A 15,167-nucleotide genomic window follows, 5' to 3' on the forward strand; every position below is an offset into this window, starting at 1 on the left:
GCTGACGTCATCGCCCGCATCTCCGACATGCCGGTCTCACGCCTGCACGAGTTGCTGCCGTGGGAATGGAACGCAGCAACGCACCAAGTCAAGGCTGCCTGACCGCGGCCCTCGGCGGATGTTTACGCCGAACGCGGCTCCTTCAAGGGAATGACGACGGACGACTTCTACACCAAGGCCGCACACTTCGTTCTTCTCAAGGAGATGCTGCCGAAGGGACGGATTGTTCTGACAACTGAACAGGAGGCCACCCTACCCAATATCATTCCACATGTATTCGAAGAGGAGATCCAGGCAGACCGCTTCGTTTGGCTGGCGATGAAGTTCAAGAAGAAGACGACCAAACCGGAAAAGCTGGGAAAGGTGAAGGCATACAAGAAATCCCGCCGTCAGTTTCACAACGACGGTATGTATGCCGGTCGCTTCTCTCCGGAAACGGATGCCCGCACCGTCACGGAAGCCTATATCGCGGACCATATGGAGCCTGCGCTGCGCGGCGCCCGTCCGTATCCCGGATCGAACTACCAGACCCCCGTATTTCCGAAACTCTGGGTGTCTTCTCCGACGCAAGCGAGCGGAGAGCTGGACAAGGTTGTCGGATTTCCGATCCTGCCGCGGTATCTGCGCAATGAGATAAAGAACATCCCGTTCGATGGCCCTCTCGATGCTGATGTCCGCCAGGAACTGGCACCGTGGATCTACAAAGCGACCCTGCAACCGGCAAGCACTTTCATGAACTCGCTCCGAGAGCGCCTCAGCCTGGCGGACAGAGCTGGCAGCGGCGGTGCCCGGATCGGAGGATCGTATGTTCAGGGAGCAATCTTTAACCCTGCGATGCTGATCTCGATCATCAACATCTTCCGGATCAACTACAACTTCTTTGAGCCGAGGGTCTATACGCCACCATACGAAGAAATCGACGACTTCGCTAAGGCAGGAAAGCTGATGCCACGCGCCCTCCGCATCCCGGGGACAGACGAGTTTGTCCAGCTTCCGCCCCGCGCCCGGCGCTCGCCGCAGAAGCGCACTCCAGCAATGCGCCACGGCCTGGATGCCCGCAAGCTCCGGAAGGGCGGAGGCGAAGATGTGCCTGATCTCTACCGCGTGCTCTATCGGCCTTGGCTCTATGCCGGAACAAAAGTGGGCGCCAAGCTGGACCGGTCGTGGAAAACGCCTGCGGTCCAGACAGTAAACCGACCAACAGACCAATCGGATGCTGGCGTCGAGAAGATGGAAGTCGTGCCGATTCCCGAGATTCTGGGCATTCGGACCGACTTGTCGTCCGATGAGGAGAAGGCGGCGGGCCGAACCTGAGCCTGCAAGCGCCCATCATCTTGTAAGAAGCGCATCTTTAACCACAAGAAATGGCCGCGATGGTTCTCATCGCGGCCATACTCATTGAAGCCAGTTCCTAAAAACTGTGTCCCACGGCACGGAATGCGTCACCGTCAAAGGCGCCCTTTTTCGTGGCATTGGCCTGCCGGGATCAGCTGCGCACCAGCTGTTCATATGCGGCGCCAATGTCGCGGGTCAGTGCTCCCACCTCGAACGTGTAGTCGCCAATCATGCCCACGGGGGTCACTTCGGCCGCTGTGCCGGTCAGCCAGCATTGCTGAAACCCTTCCATTTCCTCGGGCATGATGTGCCGCTCATGGACGGTGACATTTCGCTCTTTCAGCATGCCGATAACGGTTTGCCGCGTCAGCCCGTTCAGGAAACAATCGGCCAGCGGCGTATGCACCTCGCCATCCTTGACGAAGAAGATGTTGGCCCCCGTCGCCTCGGCCACGTAGCCGCGATAATCCATGAACAAGGCGTCCGAACATCCCTTGGCCTCGGCCGCGTGCTTGGATGTGGTGCAGATCATGTAAAGGCCGGCGGCCTTGGCGTGGACCGGGATCGTCTCGGGGCTGGGGCGCTTCCATTTCGAGATGTCCAGCTTGGCGCCCTTGGTCTTGGCGTCGCCGTAATAGGCGCCCCATTCCCACGCGGCAATCGCCAGATGCACAGGGTTGCGCGCGCTGGCAACCCCCATATCCGGCCCGGCGCCCCGCCATGCGATGGCGCGCAGATAGGCATCCCTCAGACCCGCCGTAGCAAGAACCTCGGCCTTCGCGGCCTCTATCTCATCGACGGTGTAGGGGATTTGAAAATCCAGCTCGCCCGCGGAAAAATGCAGACGCTCGGAATGCTCGCGGCTTTTGAAGATTTTGCCGTTATACGCACGCTCGCCCTCAAACACAGAGCTGGCATAGTGCATCGCATGCGACAGGACATGAACGTTGGCCGCGCGCCAATCGACCATTTTGCCGTCCATCCAAATCATTCCGTCGCGGTCGTCATATCCTGCCATTTCTGGACTCCACATTCTGATTTTGCGTTTATTGCGCTGAATATGACCGAAACGGGCATAAAATTGCGCAGAAACTGCGATTCGCTACCAGTTGAAACTTGGAAAGTCAATAAAGCTGACGTAAGTTGTTCATGACAGACGACAGGGGATACCACATGGCTGAAGTGCAGGGCGGCGAAATGCTGCTATTCCTCACGGACGAGCAGTTGCAACAGGGCATCGAGGCCATGTTTTTCGCCTATCAGGGCTTTACCGCGGATCCTGATCGCATCCTGGCAAACATGGAATATGGGCGCGCACATCATCGCGCGGTGCATTTCATCGCGCGCAAACCCGGCACGACCGTCACCAATTTGCTGAATATCCTGGGCGTGACCAAACAATCGCTGAACCGGGTCCTGCGGACGCTGGTCGCGGATGGCCTGGTCGAAAGCCGAGTCGGCGCATCGGATAAACGCGAGCGTAACCTGTATCTGACAGAAGCGGGCAAATCGCTTGAGCGCGAGTTGAGTGACGCGCAGCGGGTCCGCCTGCGTGCGGCCTATCGCGCAGCAGGCCCCGAGGCTGTGATGGGATTCCGGCAAGTGCTGGAGGCGATGATGGACCCTGACATGCGCCGCCGCTACCAGACATTGCGAGGCACATCCTGATGACCGATCCCGCCCCCCATCTGCTGATCGTCGATGATGACGAGCGTATTCGCGGGCTTCTACGCAAGTTTCTGTCGCGCAATGGCTTTTTGGTGTCGGTCGCGCGGGATGCGGCCCATGCCCGCCGCATTCTGGCCGGGCTGGAATTTGATCTGATCGTACTGGATGTGATGATGCCCGGCGAAGACGGCGTCGCCCTCACGCGCGGCCTGCGCGCGTCGCTGGATACGCCCATCCTGCTGCTGACGGCCCGCGGCGAGACGAATGACCGCATCATAGGGCTGGAAGCCGGGGCTGACGATTATTTGGCCAAACCCTTCGAGCCCAAAGAGCTGCTGCTGCGGATCAATGCCATCCTGCGACGCATGCCAGATGCAGAACCGGAAGGCGCCGCGCCGAAAGTGATCAATCTCGGCGCGGTCCGATACGACATCGACCGCTCGGAACTGACGCAAGGGGGCGCACCCATTCGCCTGACCGCAACCGAGGTTCAGCTGATGCGGCTGTTCTCACAGAACCTCCGCCAACCCGTCAGCCGCGCCAAGCTGGTCGAGGATCTGGGCCGGGACCGGGGCCAGGCGCAAGAGCGCGCCATAGACGTGCAGATCACCCGCCTGCGCCGCAAGATCGAGGCCGATCCAAAACAGCCCCGCTATCTGCAAACGGTGCGCGGCGAAGGTTATATGCTGGCGCCAGACTGAACCGGAGGATTTGGGTATTTGTACCAAGAAAAAACCTGGTGCGGTTCAATCCATCGCCGCCCGCCCGTTCTTCTTGCTGAAAATATCCTCGCCGAAGGCATAAAATCTCTTTTGGACGACGGGCGCGGCGCAAGATTCCATGGCTCTTGCGAGACTCGGCGGCAGGTAGTATCTGAGGGGCATGAAAAAGATTTTTGACATCGACGACCGTTCGCGCCTGCCCTGGCGGTTCTTTGGTGCGTCCCTGTCGGTGCTTGCGCATCTATGAAGGACATTCGTCCGCCGTTTTTCGACACAATCTGACAATATGGGAGAGGACCTATGTCCCCCAAGACGCTCTACGATAAAATCTGGGATGCTCATCTGGTGCACGAGGCCGAGGATGGCACCTGTCTTCTTTATATCGACCGGCATCTGGTGCATGAAGTCACCAGTCCGCAAGCCTTTGAGGGGCTGCGGATGACCGGCCGCACCGTGCGCGCGCCAGAGCGCACGATTGCGGTGCCGGACCATAACGTGCCGACCACGCTGGACCGTGCCAAGGGAATCGAAAACCCCGAAAGCAAGATCCAGGTCGAGGCGCTGGACAAGAATGCCGCCGATTTCGGCATCCATTACTACCCCGTGTCCGACATCCGTCAGGGCATCGTACATATCGTCGGCCCCGAGCAGGGCTGGACCCTGCCCGGCATGACTGTTGTTTGCGGCGACAGCCATACCGCAACGCATGGGGCCTTTGGCGCGCTCGCGCATGGTATCGGCACATCCGAGGTCGAGCATGTGCTGGCCACCCAGACGCTGATCCAGCGCAAGGGTAAAAACATGAAGGTCGAGATCACCGGCAAGCTGGCGCCGGGCGTGACCGCCAAGGACATCACGCTGAGCGTCATCGGCAAAACCGGGACAGCGGGTGGCACTGGCTACGTCATCGAATATTGCGGTGAGGCCATTCGCGATCTGTCGATGGAAGGGCGCATGACCGTCTGCAACATGGCCATCGAGGGCGGCGCGCGCGCCGGTCTGATCGCGCCTGATGAGAAGACGTTTGAATACTGCATGGGCCGCCCACACGCGCCAAAGGGCGCGCAGTGGGAGGCCGCGCTGGCCTGGTGGAAAACGCTTCATTCCGACGATGACGCGCATTGGGACAAGGTTGTCACGCTGAAGGCAGAGGATATCGCGCCGGTCGTCACATGGGGCACCAGCCCCGAGGACGTTCTGCCTATCACCGCCAATGTCCCTGCGCCCGATGATTTCACCGGTGGCAAGGTCGACGCGGCAAAGCGGTCGCTGGAGTATATGGGCCTGACGGCGGGCACCCCGCTGAGCGAGGTTGAAATTGACACGGTGTTTATCGGGTCTTGCACCAACGGACGAATTGAAGATCTGCGCGCTGCGGCTTCGATCCTGAAGGGCAAGAAGATCAAGGACGGCTTGCGCGCCATGATCGTTCCAGGCTCTGGCCTTGTCCGGGCGCAGGCCGAGGAAGAGGGGCTGGCAGATATCTTCATCGAAGCGGGTTTCGAGTGGCGGCTTGCCGGCTGCTCCATGTGCCTTGCAATGAACCCCGATCAGCTGTCACCGGGCGAGCGCTGCGCCGCCACGTCGAACCGCAATTTCGAGGGCCGTCAGGGCCGCGGCGGGCGCACGCATCTGATGAGCCCGGCTATGGCCGCGGCGGCGGCGATCACGGGCCGGCTGACCGATGTACGCGAGATGATGTGATGCGGGCGGCGTCAGGACGATTTGCGCAGTTCGCTGTACGATTTCAACACCTCGTCCCCGTCCTGCTGCTCGATGCGGTAGGCGGGGCAATCGTCCGAGGCGTCGCGCGTCACATCGGTGCCCTTGATCGTCAGGGTGATTTTTCGGGTGTAAACCTTGGTCACCTTGCCGGTCCCGGTGCCGTCGCCCCAATCCCATTCCACCTTCGTGCCTTCGCTGTATGACATGATGCCAACTCCCTTCGCGTTCCAACGCTGAACGCCCGCCGCACAGGCCCGGTTCCCGGCGCGCGGCCCCGACAAAAGGACAGACCGATGGAAAAGTTTACCAAGATCAGCGGAATTGCCGCACCCATGCCGATGATCAACATCGACACCGATATGATCATTCCCAAGCAGTTTCTGAAGACGATCAAGCGGTCGGGTCTGGGTGTGAACCTGTTCGACGAGATGCGCTATGATGGAGACGGCAACGAAATCCCCGATTTCGTGCTGAACAAACCCGCCTATCGCGACGCCGAGATCCTGATCGCCGGCGATAACTTCGGCTGCGGATCGTCGCGCGAACATGCCCCTTGGGCGATCAAGGATTTCGGAATCCGCTGCGTCATCGCGCCCAGCTTTGCCGATATTTTCTATAATAACTGCTTCAAGAACGGCATTTTGCCAATCGCCTTGCCGCAAGAGCAGGTCGATATCCTGATGAACGAGGCCCAAAAGGGCGCCAATGCGCGGATCGAAGTGGATCTGGAGGCGCAGACTGTCACCACCTCCGAAGGAGAGGTGATTTCGTTCGAAGTGGATGCCTTCAAGAAGCACTGCCTGCTGGAAGGGCTGGATGATATTGGCCTGACCATGGAAAAAGTCCAGGCGATCAACGCCTTCGAGGCCGGTGTTGGCGCCACGCGCCCCTGGGTCTGACATCGTCGCCCGAACCGCTGGTTCGGGCGAATTTCGCCTTTTAGGTGCTGGGTCACGCCCGGCACCTAGATGTTGTTGTCGGCACAATCCCTGCTAAATCTATCCCAGCGATTGATGCAATCCCGCACCAGTCTGGCCACCTTGTTGTGTGCCGCGGTGGGCAATGCCCCCTAATTCCTTGAGCGCCAATCCGAAACAAGGCAAGAATAAGACTTAAATGAGGCATACCGCCGTAAAGAGCGGGATCAGTTTGGAACAACGTCGCGGCATCGTATCGCGCAGGCCAAGTTGAAGGGAACAGGCATTGATAGCTCAGCTATGCAGCGCGTTAGCGCGCGCGATTATCGTGGCCGTACTGGTCACGCTGCCGTCACTTATGTTGACGTCGGGCGCGCAGGATTCCAGCCAGATTGTGATTCTGATCGGGTTTGTCGCGGGGCTGTTGATTTTTGTCGAATACACCGCCCATTCGCCCAGCATTCTGGAATTCAGATTTGCGGCACCGTACAACCGTATCAAGTTTTCCTGCATCGCCTTATCGGTTCTGAGCCTGTCGCTGATTGCGCGCGCGGGCACTGACCCCAGTTCGCTCTCTGTTTTGCTGGCCGATATCGGCCGTGCGGCGCGCGCGGCGCTGGATTTTCCGTATTCGCCGGTCCGCTCGGTAATATTGCTGGTGCCGCCGCATACGCCGCCCGGTCTGGCTGAGTTTGTGGGGATCGCGGCGGCGGTTTGCTATTCTATATCACTGATCATGTTGGCCCTTTTCGTTTTGATCGTGCGGTTTCTGGGGTGGCCTGTACGGCGCGGGGCGTTCAACGTGTGGATGAACTTGCCCCTGTTTGACCCAACCGGCGGCGCGGATGTTGTTCAGAAGCTGAATAAAGAGGCGGTGATTAACGTGTCCTTAGGGATTGTTCTGCCATTCTTGGCGCCGGCGCTTGTGTCAGTTTTGGCCGGAGTGCTGGAGTCTGGCAGGATGCTGGACCCGAAAACGTTGATCTGGATTATTTGCGCATGGGCCTTCATTCCTGCCAGTCTGGTCATGCGGGGCATTGCCATGCACCGGGTGGCCGAACTGATCACAGCAAAGCGGCGGCGCGCCTATGCCAAGGCCGAGGACGCATTGCAAACAGTCTAGCGGCGGCGTGCATTATCTGGCTGCTGGCCTGCGCGGCGGGCGCAGATACGTTGCGGGTTGCGACATGGAATGCTGAACTGACGCGCGATGGGCCGGGTCTGCTGCTGCGTGATATCGTGCGCGGCGGTGATGCGCAGGTGGATGCTGCTGCACAGACAATCGCGGCGGTGGCGCCGGATATCTTGCTGCTTCAGAACGTCGATTACGATATGGAGCTGCGCGCGCTGATCGCGCTGCGTGATCTGATTGCGGCGCAGGGTTTGCGCTATGAACATCTTTATGCCGGACTGCCCAACACCGGGATGGCGACAGATCTGGACATGGACGGTGACGGACGGCTGGGCGAACCGGAGGACGCCCAAGGATACGGCGCCTTTCTGGGACAGGGCGGCATGGCCGTGCTTTCGCGGTATCCGATTGCAGTTGATGCCGTGCAGGACCTGAGCGGTATTTTATGGCGCGATGTGCCGGGGGCCTTGCTGCCCGGTGTGAACGGCGCACCGTTCCCGTCAGCGCAGGCGCAGGGCGCGCTGCGGCTGGCGGATGTGGCGCAATGGGCTGTTCCGGTGCTGCATGACAGCGGGCCTGTCACCCTGCTGGCGTTCCACGCGAATGCCCCGGTCTTTGACGGGCCAGAGGACCGCAACGGTCGGCGTAATCACGATCAGCTCAGGTTCTGGCAGCATTATCTGGACGGTGTTTTTGGCCCGGCTCCTGATGATCGTTTCGTGCTGCTGGGCCATGCCAACCAAGACCCACACCGCAGCGAGGGGATCAAGGCCGGGATCAGGGGCCTTCTGGCCGACCCGCGCGTGACCGACCCCGTACCGCTGCGCGCGCGCGCGCCGCCGGGCGATCCGCCAGAGGCAACGGTGAACTGGCCGCGCGTCACACCGTCGCAGATGCGTGTCAGCTATGTTCTGCCATCGCGCGACTGGACGGTGAGCGCGTCTGGCGTTCATTGGCCGGTGGAAGGTGAGGGCGCGCGCGTATCGGAATTGGCCAGCCGTCACCGGATGGTCTGGGTGGATCTGCAAACAAGGTGACGCGCTAGACCCATTTGGCCATCGGCGGCAGCGACATCAGCACCGCGCTGGGATCGTGCCCCGTGGCAAGGCCAAATTTTGTCCCCCGGTCATAGACCAGATTGTATTCCGCGTAGAGACCGCGATGTACCAACTGCGCATCCTTGTCGGCATCTGTCCACGCCTGCGCGCGGCGCGTTTCGATCAGCGGCACGAATGCCGGCAGGAAGGCACGGCCGATATCCTGGGTCAGGGCAAAATCCGCCTCCCAATCGCCGGAGTTTTGATCGTCCATGAAAATGCCGCCGACCCCGCGCGCGCGCTGGCGGTGGGGGATGTAGAAATAATCATCCGCCCATGCCTTGAGCCGGGGATAGTGGCCGGTGCCGTGCGGGTCCAGATGCAGGCGCTGCTGGTTGTGGAAATGCGCGGTATCGGCCTCGTATTCGATGCACGGGTTCAGGTCAGAGCCGCCGCCGAACCACCATGCATGCGGCGTCCAGAACATGCGGGTGTTCATGTGGACGGCGGGGCAATGCGGGTTCTGCATATGCGCGACCAGGCTGATGCCGCTGGCCCAAAAGCTGGGGTTGTCCTCCATACCCGGCACGCCGCGCGCCGCCATCGCCTTTTGCGCGGCGGGGCCGAGGACGCCGTACACCTCGGACACGTTGACGCCCACCTTTTCAAAGACGCGACCGCCGCGCATGACGCTCATCAGGCCGCCACCCGCGTCGCTGCCGTCGTCGGCGGTGCGCTTGGTCTTGGTCAGTTCGAACCGGCCCGGCGCCGCATCTGATAGCGGGCCAGTGTCGTGGCTGTCCTCCAGCCCCTCGAACGCCGTGACGATCTGATCACGCAGAGCGGTAAACCAGTCTGCGGCGCGGCGTTTGCGGGGGGTGAAATCGTTGCTCATCATGTGCCTCGCTGCTTGGCCAAAATGCGGTATCAGTGCGCCGGAGAGGCCACAGGATCAACCAGGGATCGCCCGCCGTCCAGTGTCATGATCTGGCCGGTCATGAAGCCTGCGCCGTCACTGGCCAGAAACTGAACCGCCTCGACCAGCTCGCTGCACGATGCGATCCGGCCCAGCGGCGTGTGCTGCTCGATGTCGGTGCGATAATCGCTGTGGTCTTTCAGGGTTTCCTGCAAGGACCGGCTCATGACCGAGCCGAAGGCCAGTGCGTTCACCCGGATCCGGTGCGGCGCCAGCGCGACGGCCAGGGATTGTGTCATCTGCTCGACCGCTGCGGTTGAAATGGCATAGGCCAGCAGATCGGGATGCGCGCGGCCGGCGGCGATGGAGGACAGGTTGACGATGGCGCCGCCGGTCGGATTTTCCTCGCCCTCGGACTGTTTGATCATCCGCTTGGCCACCAGTTGGCTGAGGCGCAGGGACGTCATCAGGTTCTGTTCCAGCAACATTCCGACAGCGTCATCGTCAGGATTCAGCGGATCGGACACGCAGACCTGACGCGAGGCGTTGATCAGAATATCGACTGAATCGAACGCGTCGATGGTGGCCGACAGCAGGTTTGCCAGCGTCAGTTTTTCGCGCAAATCGCCTGCGAAATAACGGATTGGCCCGTCTTCTGGATTGTCGCCCAGCTGATTTATCAGGGCATCCTCGTCAATGTCGGCGAACATGACATTCGCGCCCTTGTCAGCCAGATGCCGACCGATGGCCAGCCCGATGCCGTTGGCGCCGCCGGTGACGATGGCCGTCTTGCCGGAGATTGAAAATGACATTTTTGTATCCTTGGGATGATGCCGCGCTTAACGCTTTTTGCGCAGGGGGCGGCGGGCGTGCAGCAGTTTGAACCGGGTGTCGCCGCCCGGTGCCTCGGCCACTTCGGCAAAGTGTTCGGCCAGTGCGCGTTCGTAGGCCAGGTGGCGGTTGGCGACCATCCACAGCTGGCCGGAGGGTTTCAGCATCTCCGCCGCAGCGGCGATAAAGGCGCGGCCAAGCGCCGGGTCCGCCTTGCGCCCGGTGTGAAAGGGCGGGTTCATCAGGACGGTATCGGCAGCAGTATCGGGGCGCCAGCGCAGCGCATCCTCCCAATAAAGCTGCGCGCGGGCGTCGGTGACGTTCAGGCGGGCGCAGGACAGCGCGGTATGATCTGCCTCGATCAGGTCGATCTGGCGGATCGCGTCCCGCTCCAGCGCGCGGCGCGCGAGATATCCCCAGCCAGCGCCCAGATCTATCACATGCGCGCCCAGTTTTTCGGGCAGGGCATCGGCCAGCGCGCGCGAGGCGGGATCAATCCCGTCGGCGGAAAACACGCCGGGCGCGGTGACGAAGCCGTCGCCGATTTCCTGCGGCGGGCCTTGGCGCCAGTCGCTGAATTCGGGCGCCGGGTTCATCCAGAACAGCTTGCCATGGGCCTTGTTGACGGGCCCCTCGCAGGTGGCGCGGGCGCGGCACGCCTTCAGCGCGGATTCGATGCCGTCGGTTTTCAGCCCGTCGACGATCACCGGCCCGTCGGTGACGTCCGCCGCTTGCGCGATCAGGGCGCGGGCCAGATCCTTGGCGCGCGGCAGGCAGACCAGCGCGGCGCCATAGCGCCCCTCGGGCGCGGTGTTGCAGGTGTATCCCAGCGCGGCGAAATGGTCGCGTGCGGGTTTGTCCGTGGTGATGATGTGGCACATATCTGCGGGCAGGGGCGACAGGTCGCTGCTGTCGGTGGGTGCGAACACGGCAATGCGCGCGGATGCTGGAAGGGCCAGACCGCCCTCCAGCGCCAGGGATAACCGGATGCCTGTCACGTGCGCTATTCCCGTTCCATTGTGCATTGCAGGGGGTGTTCGTGGCGGCGGGCAAAGTCCATGACCTGTGCCACCTTGGTTTCCGCGATCTCGTGACTGAAGACGCCGACGACGGCAACGCCTTTTTTATGCACGGTCAGCATGATTTCGAACGATTGGGCGCTGTTCATGTTGAAAAACCGTTCCAGCACGGCAACGACGAATTCCATCGGCGTGTAATCGTCATTCAGCAGCAGCACCTTGTACAGCGGCGGGCGCTTTGTCTTGGGGCGTGTGGCGACGACAACCGACGCGTCGGAATCGTCGTCGCCTTTGTCTGTCAGTGTCCAGGGGGTCAGGGTCATGTCGTCCACGTCGTGTTAAGCGGGTTCGGTGTCTGGCGATCTATATAGCCTTTGGCGCGTTATTTGAAAGGGGGCAGCGATCCGGCCCTGCCATCCGCTCAGTCCGCGCCCCAACCATCGGACTGCATTTCGCGCAGGCGGCTGGCGGTGCGTTCAAATTCAAAGCTGCCTTCGCCTTCGACATAGAGAAATTCGGGCGTGGCGGCGGCGCTGCAAATCAGCCTGACGCGGGCCTCGTACAGCGCGTCGATCAGGGTGACAAAGCGCTTTGCCTCGTTGAAGTTCTGGCGGCTGAGCAACGGAATATCCTCCAGCACCAGCACGCGGGCGGCCTCGGCGATTGCCAGATAATCCGCCGGACCCAGCATGCGGCCGCACAGGTCAAAGAATGTGGCGCGCGCCACACCGTTGTGAAAGGCCGGAATTTCCACGGCGCGTTTTTGCACGGTCAGGGTATGGGGCTGCGCCTGCCCCCCTGTCAGGCTTTGCCATATGGCGTCGATCTGGCCGCGCGCCTCGGCGTTGTTGGGGGTGAAGTAGGTCTGGTTTCCGGCGATCCGGTCCTGCCGGTAATCGGTGGGAGAGGACAGGTGATGCACCACCATGTTTTGTTTCAGCAATTCGATAAACGGCAGGAACAGCTGACGGTTCAGCCCGTCCTTGTACAGATCGTCGGGCAGGCGATTGGATGTCGTGACCACCACAACGCCCGCATCGAACAGCGCCTGAAAAAGGCGCCCGACGATCATTGCATCGGTGATGTCGCTGATCTGCATTTCGTCAAAGGCCAGCAGGCGCACATTCTCGGCCACCTTTGCGGCCACCGGGGCCACGGCATCCTGCGCGCCCTTTTGCCGGGCTTCGTGAATGCCCGCATGGATTTCCTGCATGAAGGCGTGAAAATGCACGCGCCGGTTCGGGACGTCCAGCGACGCGGCAAAGATATCCATCAGCATGGATTTGCCGCGCCCGACGCCGCCCCACATATAAAGGCCCTTGGGCGGCTCGGGCGCCTTGCGAAACCACCCCTTTGGCTGGGCGTCCTGCAAGGCGCTGCGCATCCGCTCGAATTCAGGCAGAACCGCCTCCTGCGCGGGGTCGGCAGTCAGCGCGCCATTGGCGACCATGTCGGCGTATATTTCAGGCATCGTTTTCATGGCATCAGCCATAGCCCGGCAATCCGGCCCTGAAAAGTGGTGCGTGCAAAAACCGATTCCATTAGCCGCGCGGCGCGCTATGACTGCGGCCATGACAGTTGAGATTCTCTTTGCGCTGGTCGCGTTTTGCTTTGTCGGGGTGATCACGCCCGGCCCGAACAACCTGATGCTGATGGCATCGGGCGCCAATTTCGGGTTTCGCCGGACAGTGCCGCATATGTTTGGCGTGGGCCTGGGCATGCCCATTCTGACCACGCTGGTCGGCATCGGCGTGATGCGCGTGTTCGAGGCGTTTCCAATCGTCCAGACCATTCTGACGGTGTTGAGCGTCGCGTACCTGCTGTTTCTGGCATGGAAAATCGCCAATGCCGCGCCACCCTCCCGCGCGGAGGATGCGCAAACCGGCAAGCCGCTGACCTTCCTTCAGGCCGCCGCGTTTCAATGGGTCAACCCCAAGGCGTGGTTCATGGCACTGTCGGCCATTACGCTATATGCCGGCGGGCGCGAGCCGACCGCGATCCTGTGGGTCGCGGGTGTCTATTGTGCAGTGTCCACGATCAGCACGACCAGCTGGACCGCGCTGGGCCAGCAGATGCGCCGCCTGCTGAGTACGCCCGTGCGGTTGCGCATCTTTAACTGGACAATGGCGGTGCTGCTGGTCGGCACGCTGGTGCCGGTGCTGTGGCCTGCCTCTGGCTGAACCGATTGCAATTACGGCACCACCAAGCCATATAACGCAGGCACCAACCGGAGCCGCGACGATGACCCACTACCTCGACTTTGAAAAACCCCTTGCCGAAATCGAAGGCAAGGCAGAAGAGCTGCGCGCGATGGCCCGCGCGGGCGAGGGCGTCGATGTCGAAGACGAGGCCGCCGGTCTGGACAAGAAGGCCGCAACCATGCTGCGCGATCTGTACAAGGATCTGACGCCGTGGCGCAAATGCCAGGTCGCCCGCCACCCCGAGCGGCCCCATTGCGGTGCCTATATCCGGGCGCTGTTCACGGAATACACGCCGCTGGCCGGCGACCGCAACTTTGCCGACGATCACGCGGTCATGGGCGGGCTGGCGCGGCTGAACGACCGTCCCGTGATGGTGATCGGCCATGAAAAGGGCAACGATACCAAATCGCGGATCGAACACAATTTCGGCATGGCCCGGCCCGAGGGGTATCGCAAGGCGATCCGCCTGATGGAAATGGCCGACAAATTCGGCCTGCCCGTCATCACCCTGATCGACACCCCCGGCGCCTATCCCGGCAAGGGCGCCGAAGAGCGCGGCCAATCCGAGGCAATCGCGCGATCAACCGAAAAATGCCTGCAAATCGGCGTGCCGCTGATCAGCGCCGTGATCGGCGAGGGCGGATCGGGCGGCGCCGTTGCCTTTGCCACCGCCAACCGCGTGGCCATGCTGGAACATTCGGTGTATTCGGTCATCTCGCCCGAGGGCTGCGCGTCGATCCTGTGGAAGGACGCCGAGAAAATGCGCGAAGCCGCCGAGGCGCTGCGCCTGACCGCGCAGGACCTGATCAAGCTGGGTATCGCCGACCGTATCATTGACGAGCCGATGGGCGGCGCGCACCGTGCCCCGGGCCAGGCCATTGAAAACGTCGGCAAGGCGCTGGGCGAGATGCTGAAAGAACTGGACGGCAAAAGCCCCAAGGCGCTGATTTCGGACCGCCGCCGGAAGTTTCTGGATATGGGCGCCAAGGGGCTGGCGGCCTAGGTTGTCAGCATCCGCAGCCCTTGGGTCACGTCCGACCGCACGGCAAGGCGCAAGGTCTGCTCGTCCCCGGCCTTCAGCGCGCTGATGATCAGGCGGTGATAGGGGGGCGGTTCCTTCTGGCGCAGCTTGCCGTACAGCTTGCGCATGGTCGGGCCCAGTTGCAGCCACACGGTTTCAGCCATTGCCAGCATCGCGGGCGCCTGCGCGCGCAAATAGAGCGCGCGGTGAAATTCCAGATTGCGCCGGATATAGGCCACCGCATCCTGCCGTGCGATATCTTCGGCAATCGACGCGTTGATCGTGGTCAGCCGATCAATCAGCGCGATGTGTGCGCGGGGCAGGGCGCGGCTGGCCAGCTCGACTTCCAGCAGGGACCGCAGCGCCGCCAGCTCCTCGATCCGGTCATTGCTGAGCCATGGGGTGGACACGCGGCCCGAATTGCTGAGCGTCAGCGCGCCTTCGGCCACCAGCCTGCGCAGCGCCTCGCGGGCGGGGGTCATCGACACGTCAAAATCCTTGCCCACGCCGCGCAGTGTCAGTGATTCGCCCGGCGCCATTTCGCCATACATGATGCGGCTGCGGAGCCCGCGATACACGCGGTCATGGGCGGCAGGTGCCGGATCGGGACGGGGATTCATCAACATGCGTTCTTGTGATCACA

17 protein-coding genes are annotated in these 15,167 nt (G+C 61.7%); 9 read left to right on the forward strand and 8 right to left on the reverse strand.

Annotation, left to right across the window (positions count from 1 at the left end; all coding sequences use genetic code 11):
* Window positions 1-150 precede the first annotated feature (150 nt).
* The gene (locus tag DQ230_RS02535; protein ID WP_113910941.1) at window positions 151-1,314 is read left to right on the forward strand and encodes a hypothetical protein; all 1,164 of its coding nucleotides are present in this window, start codon (window positions 151-153) and stop codon (window positions 1,312-1,314) included.
* 172 nt (window positions 1,315-1,486) lie between these two features.
* Here the strand turns inward: DQ230_RS02535 and DQ230_RS02540 are convergent, their stop codons facing one another.
* Window positions 1,487-2,353: a branched-chain amino acid aminotransferase gene (locus DQ230_RS02540; protein WP_113910942.1), complete on the reverse strand. Its 867-nt coding sequence runs from the start codon at window positions 2,351-2,353 to the stop codon at window positions 1,487-1,489.
* Window positions 2,354-2,508: 155 nt separating this feature from the next.
* On the opposite strand from DQ230_RS02540, the gene DQ230_RS02545 reads away from it, so the two are divergent.
* The 3 genes from DQ230_RS02545 (at window position 2,509) to leuC (ending at window position 5,429) form a co-directional block, all read left to right on the forward strand.
* Entirely contained in the window at window positions 2,509-3,003 is a 495-nt protein-coding gene (locus DQ230_RS02545; protein WP_113910943.1) for a MarR family winged helix-turn-helix transcriptional regulator, read from the forward strand.
* On the forward strand, window positions 3,003-3,704 hold the full coding sequence (locus DQ230_RS02550) for a response regulator (protein ID WP_113910944.1): 702 nt from the start codon (window positions 3,003-3,005) through the stop codon (window positions 3,702-3,704). The genes DQ230_RS02545 and DQ230_RS02550 overlap by 1 nt, the downstream gene beginning before the upstream one ends.
* A 321-nt stretch (window positions 3,705-4,025) precedes the next feature.
* Window positions 4,026-5,429, forward strand: coding sequence for a 3-isopropylmalate dehydratase large subunit (leuC, locus tag DQ230_RS02560; protein WP_113910946.1), 1,404 nt, complete (start codon window positions 4,026-4,028; stop codon window positions 5,427-5,429).
* Between the two features lie 11 nt (window positions 5,430-5,440).
* On the opposite strand, the gene DQ230_RS02565 is transcribed toward leuC, so the two are convergent.
* On the reverse strand, window positions 5,441-5,656 hold the full coding sequence (locus DQ230_RS02565; protein WP_113910947.1) for a hypervirulence associated TUDOR domain-containing protein: 216 nt from the start codon (window positions 5,654-5,656) through the stop codon (window positions 5,441-5,443).
* Between the two features lie 87 nt (window positions 5,657-5,743).
* Between DQ230_RS02565 and leuD the strand changes: the two genes are divergently transcribed.
* The 3 genes from leuD (at window position 5,744) to DQ230_RS02580 (ending at window position 8,536) form a co-directional block, all read left to right on the forward strand.
* Window positions 5,744-6,349: a 3-isopropylmalate dehydratase small subunit gene (gene leuD, locus DQ230_RS02570; RefSeq protein WP_113910948.1), complete on the forward strand. Its 606-nt coding sequence runs from the start codon at window positions 5,744-5,746 to the stop codon at window positions 6,347-6,349.
* Window positions 6,350-6,653: 304 nt separating this feature from the next.
* Complete coding sequence (locus DQ230_RS02575) at window positions 6,654-7,490, forward strand: hypothetical protein (RefSeq protein WP_238987403.1); 837 nt, start codon at window positions 6,654-6,656, stop codon at window positions 7,488-7,490.
* 50 nt (window positions 7,491-7,540) lie between these two features.
* Window positions 7,541-8,536 carry an endonuclease/exonuclease/phosphatase family protein gene (locus tag DQ230_RS02580; RefSeq protein ID WP_203227988.1) on the forward strand — a complete coding sequence of 332 codons (996 nt, stop codon included), beginning with the start codon at window positions 7,541-7,543 and terminating at the stop codon, window positions 8,534-8,536.
* A gap of 4 nt (window positions 8,537-8,540) precedes the next feature.
* On the opposite strand, the gene hemF is transcribed toward DQ230_RS02580, so the two are convergent.
* The 5 genes from hemF to zapE all read right to left on the reverse strand — a co-directional run bounded on the left by hemF (window position 8,541) and on the right by zapE (window position 12,782).
* Window positions 8,541-9,431, reverse strand: coding sequence for an oxygen-dependent coproporphyrinogen oxidase (gene hemF / locus DQ230_RS02585; RefSeq protein ID WP_113911145.1), 891 nt, complete (start codon window positions 9,429-9,431; stop codon window positions 8,541-8,543).
* A 32-nt stretch (window positions 9,432-9,463) separates the two neighbouring features.
* On the reverse strand, window positions 9,464-10,264 hold the full coding sequence (locus DQ230_RS02590) for an SDR family NAD(P)-dependent oxidoreductase (RefSeq protein ID WP_113910949.1): 801 nt from the start codon (window positions 10,262-10,264) through the stop codon (window positions 9,464-9,466).
* 27 nt (window positions 10,265-10,291) lie between these two features.
* Window positions 10,292-11,281, reverse strand: a complete 990-nt coding sequence (locus tag DQ230_RS02595; protein ID WP_113910950.1) for a class I SAM-dependent methyltransferase — start codon at window positions 11,279-11,281, stop codon at window positions 10,292-10,294.
* A gap of 5 nt (window positions 11,282-11,286) precedes the next feature.
* Window positions 11,287-11,625, reverse strand: a complete 339-nt coding sequence (clpS, locus tag DQ230_RS02600) for an ATP-dependent Clp protease adapter ClpS (RefSeq protein WP_113910951.1) — start codon at window positions 11,623-11,625, stop codon at window positions 11,287-11,289.
* A 98-nt stretch (window positions 11,626-11,723) separates the two neighbouring features.
* Entirely contained in the window at window positions 11,724-12,782 is a 1,059-nt protein-coding gene (gene zapE / locus DQ230_RS02605; RefSeq protein ID WP_113911146.1) for a cell division protein ZapE, read from the reverse strand.
* 91 nt (window positions 12,783-12,873) lie between these two features.
* Between zapE and DQ230_RS02610 the strand changes: the two genes are divergently transcribed.
* The gene (locus DQ230_RS02610; RefSeq protein WP_113910952.1) at window positions 12,874-13,482 is read left to right on the forward strand and encodes a LysE family translocator; all 609 of its coding nucleotides are present in this window, start codon (window positions 12,874-12,876) and stop codon (window positions 13,480-13,482) included.
* Window positions 13,483-13,543: 61 nt separating this feature from the next.
* Window positions 13,544-14,506, forward strand: coding sequence for an acetyl-CoA carboxylase carboxyltransferase subunit alpha (locus DQ230_RS02615; protein ID WP_113910953.1), 963 nt, complete (start codon window positions 13,544-13,546; stop codon window positions 14,504-14,506).
* Here DQ230_RS02615 and DQ230_RS02620 read toward each other — a convergent pair.
* Window positions 14,503-15,150 carry a GntR family transcriptional regulator gene (locus DQ230_RS02620; protein WP_113910954.1) on the reverse strand — a complete coding sequence of 216 codons (648 nt, stop codon included), beginning with the start codon at window positions 15,148-15,150 and terminating at the stop codon, window positions 14,503-14,505. The genes DQ230_RS02615 and DQ230_RS02620 overlap by 4 nt on opposite strands.
* Window positions 15,151-15,167: the final 17 nt, after the last annotated feature.

The sequence above is a fragment of the Roseovarius dicentrarchi genome, assembly GCF_003316635.1.
Taxonomy (GTDB): domain Bacteria; phylum Pseudomonadota; class Alphaproteobacteria; order Rhodobacterales; family Rhodobacteraceae; genus Roseovarius; species Roseovarius dicentrarchi.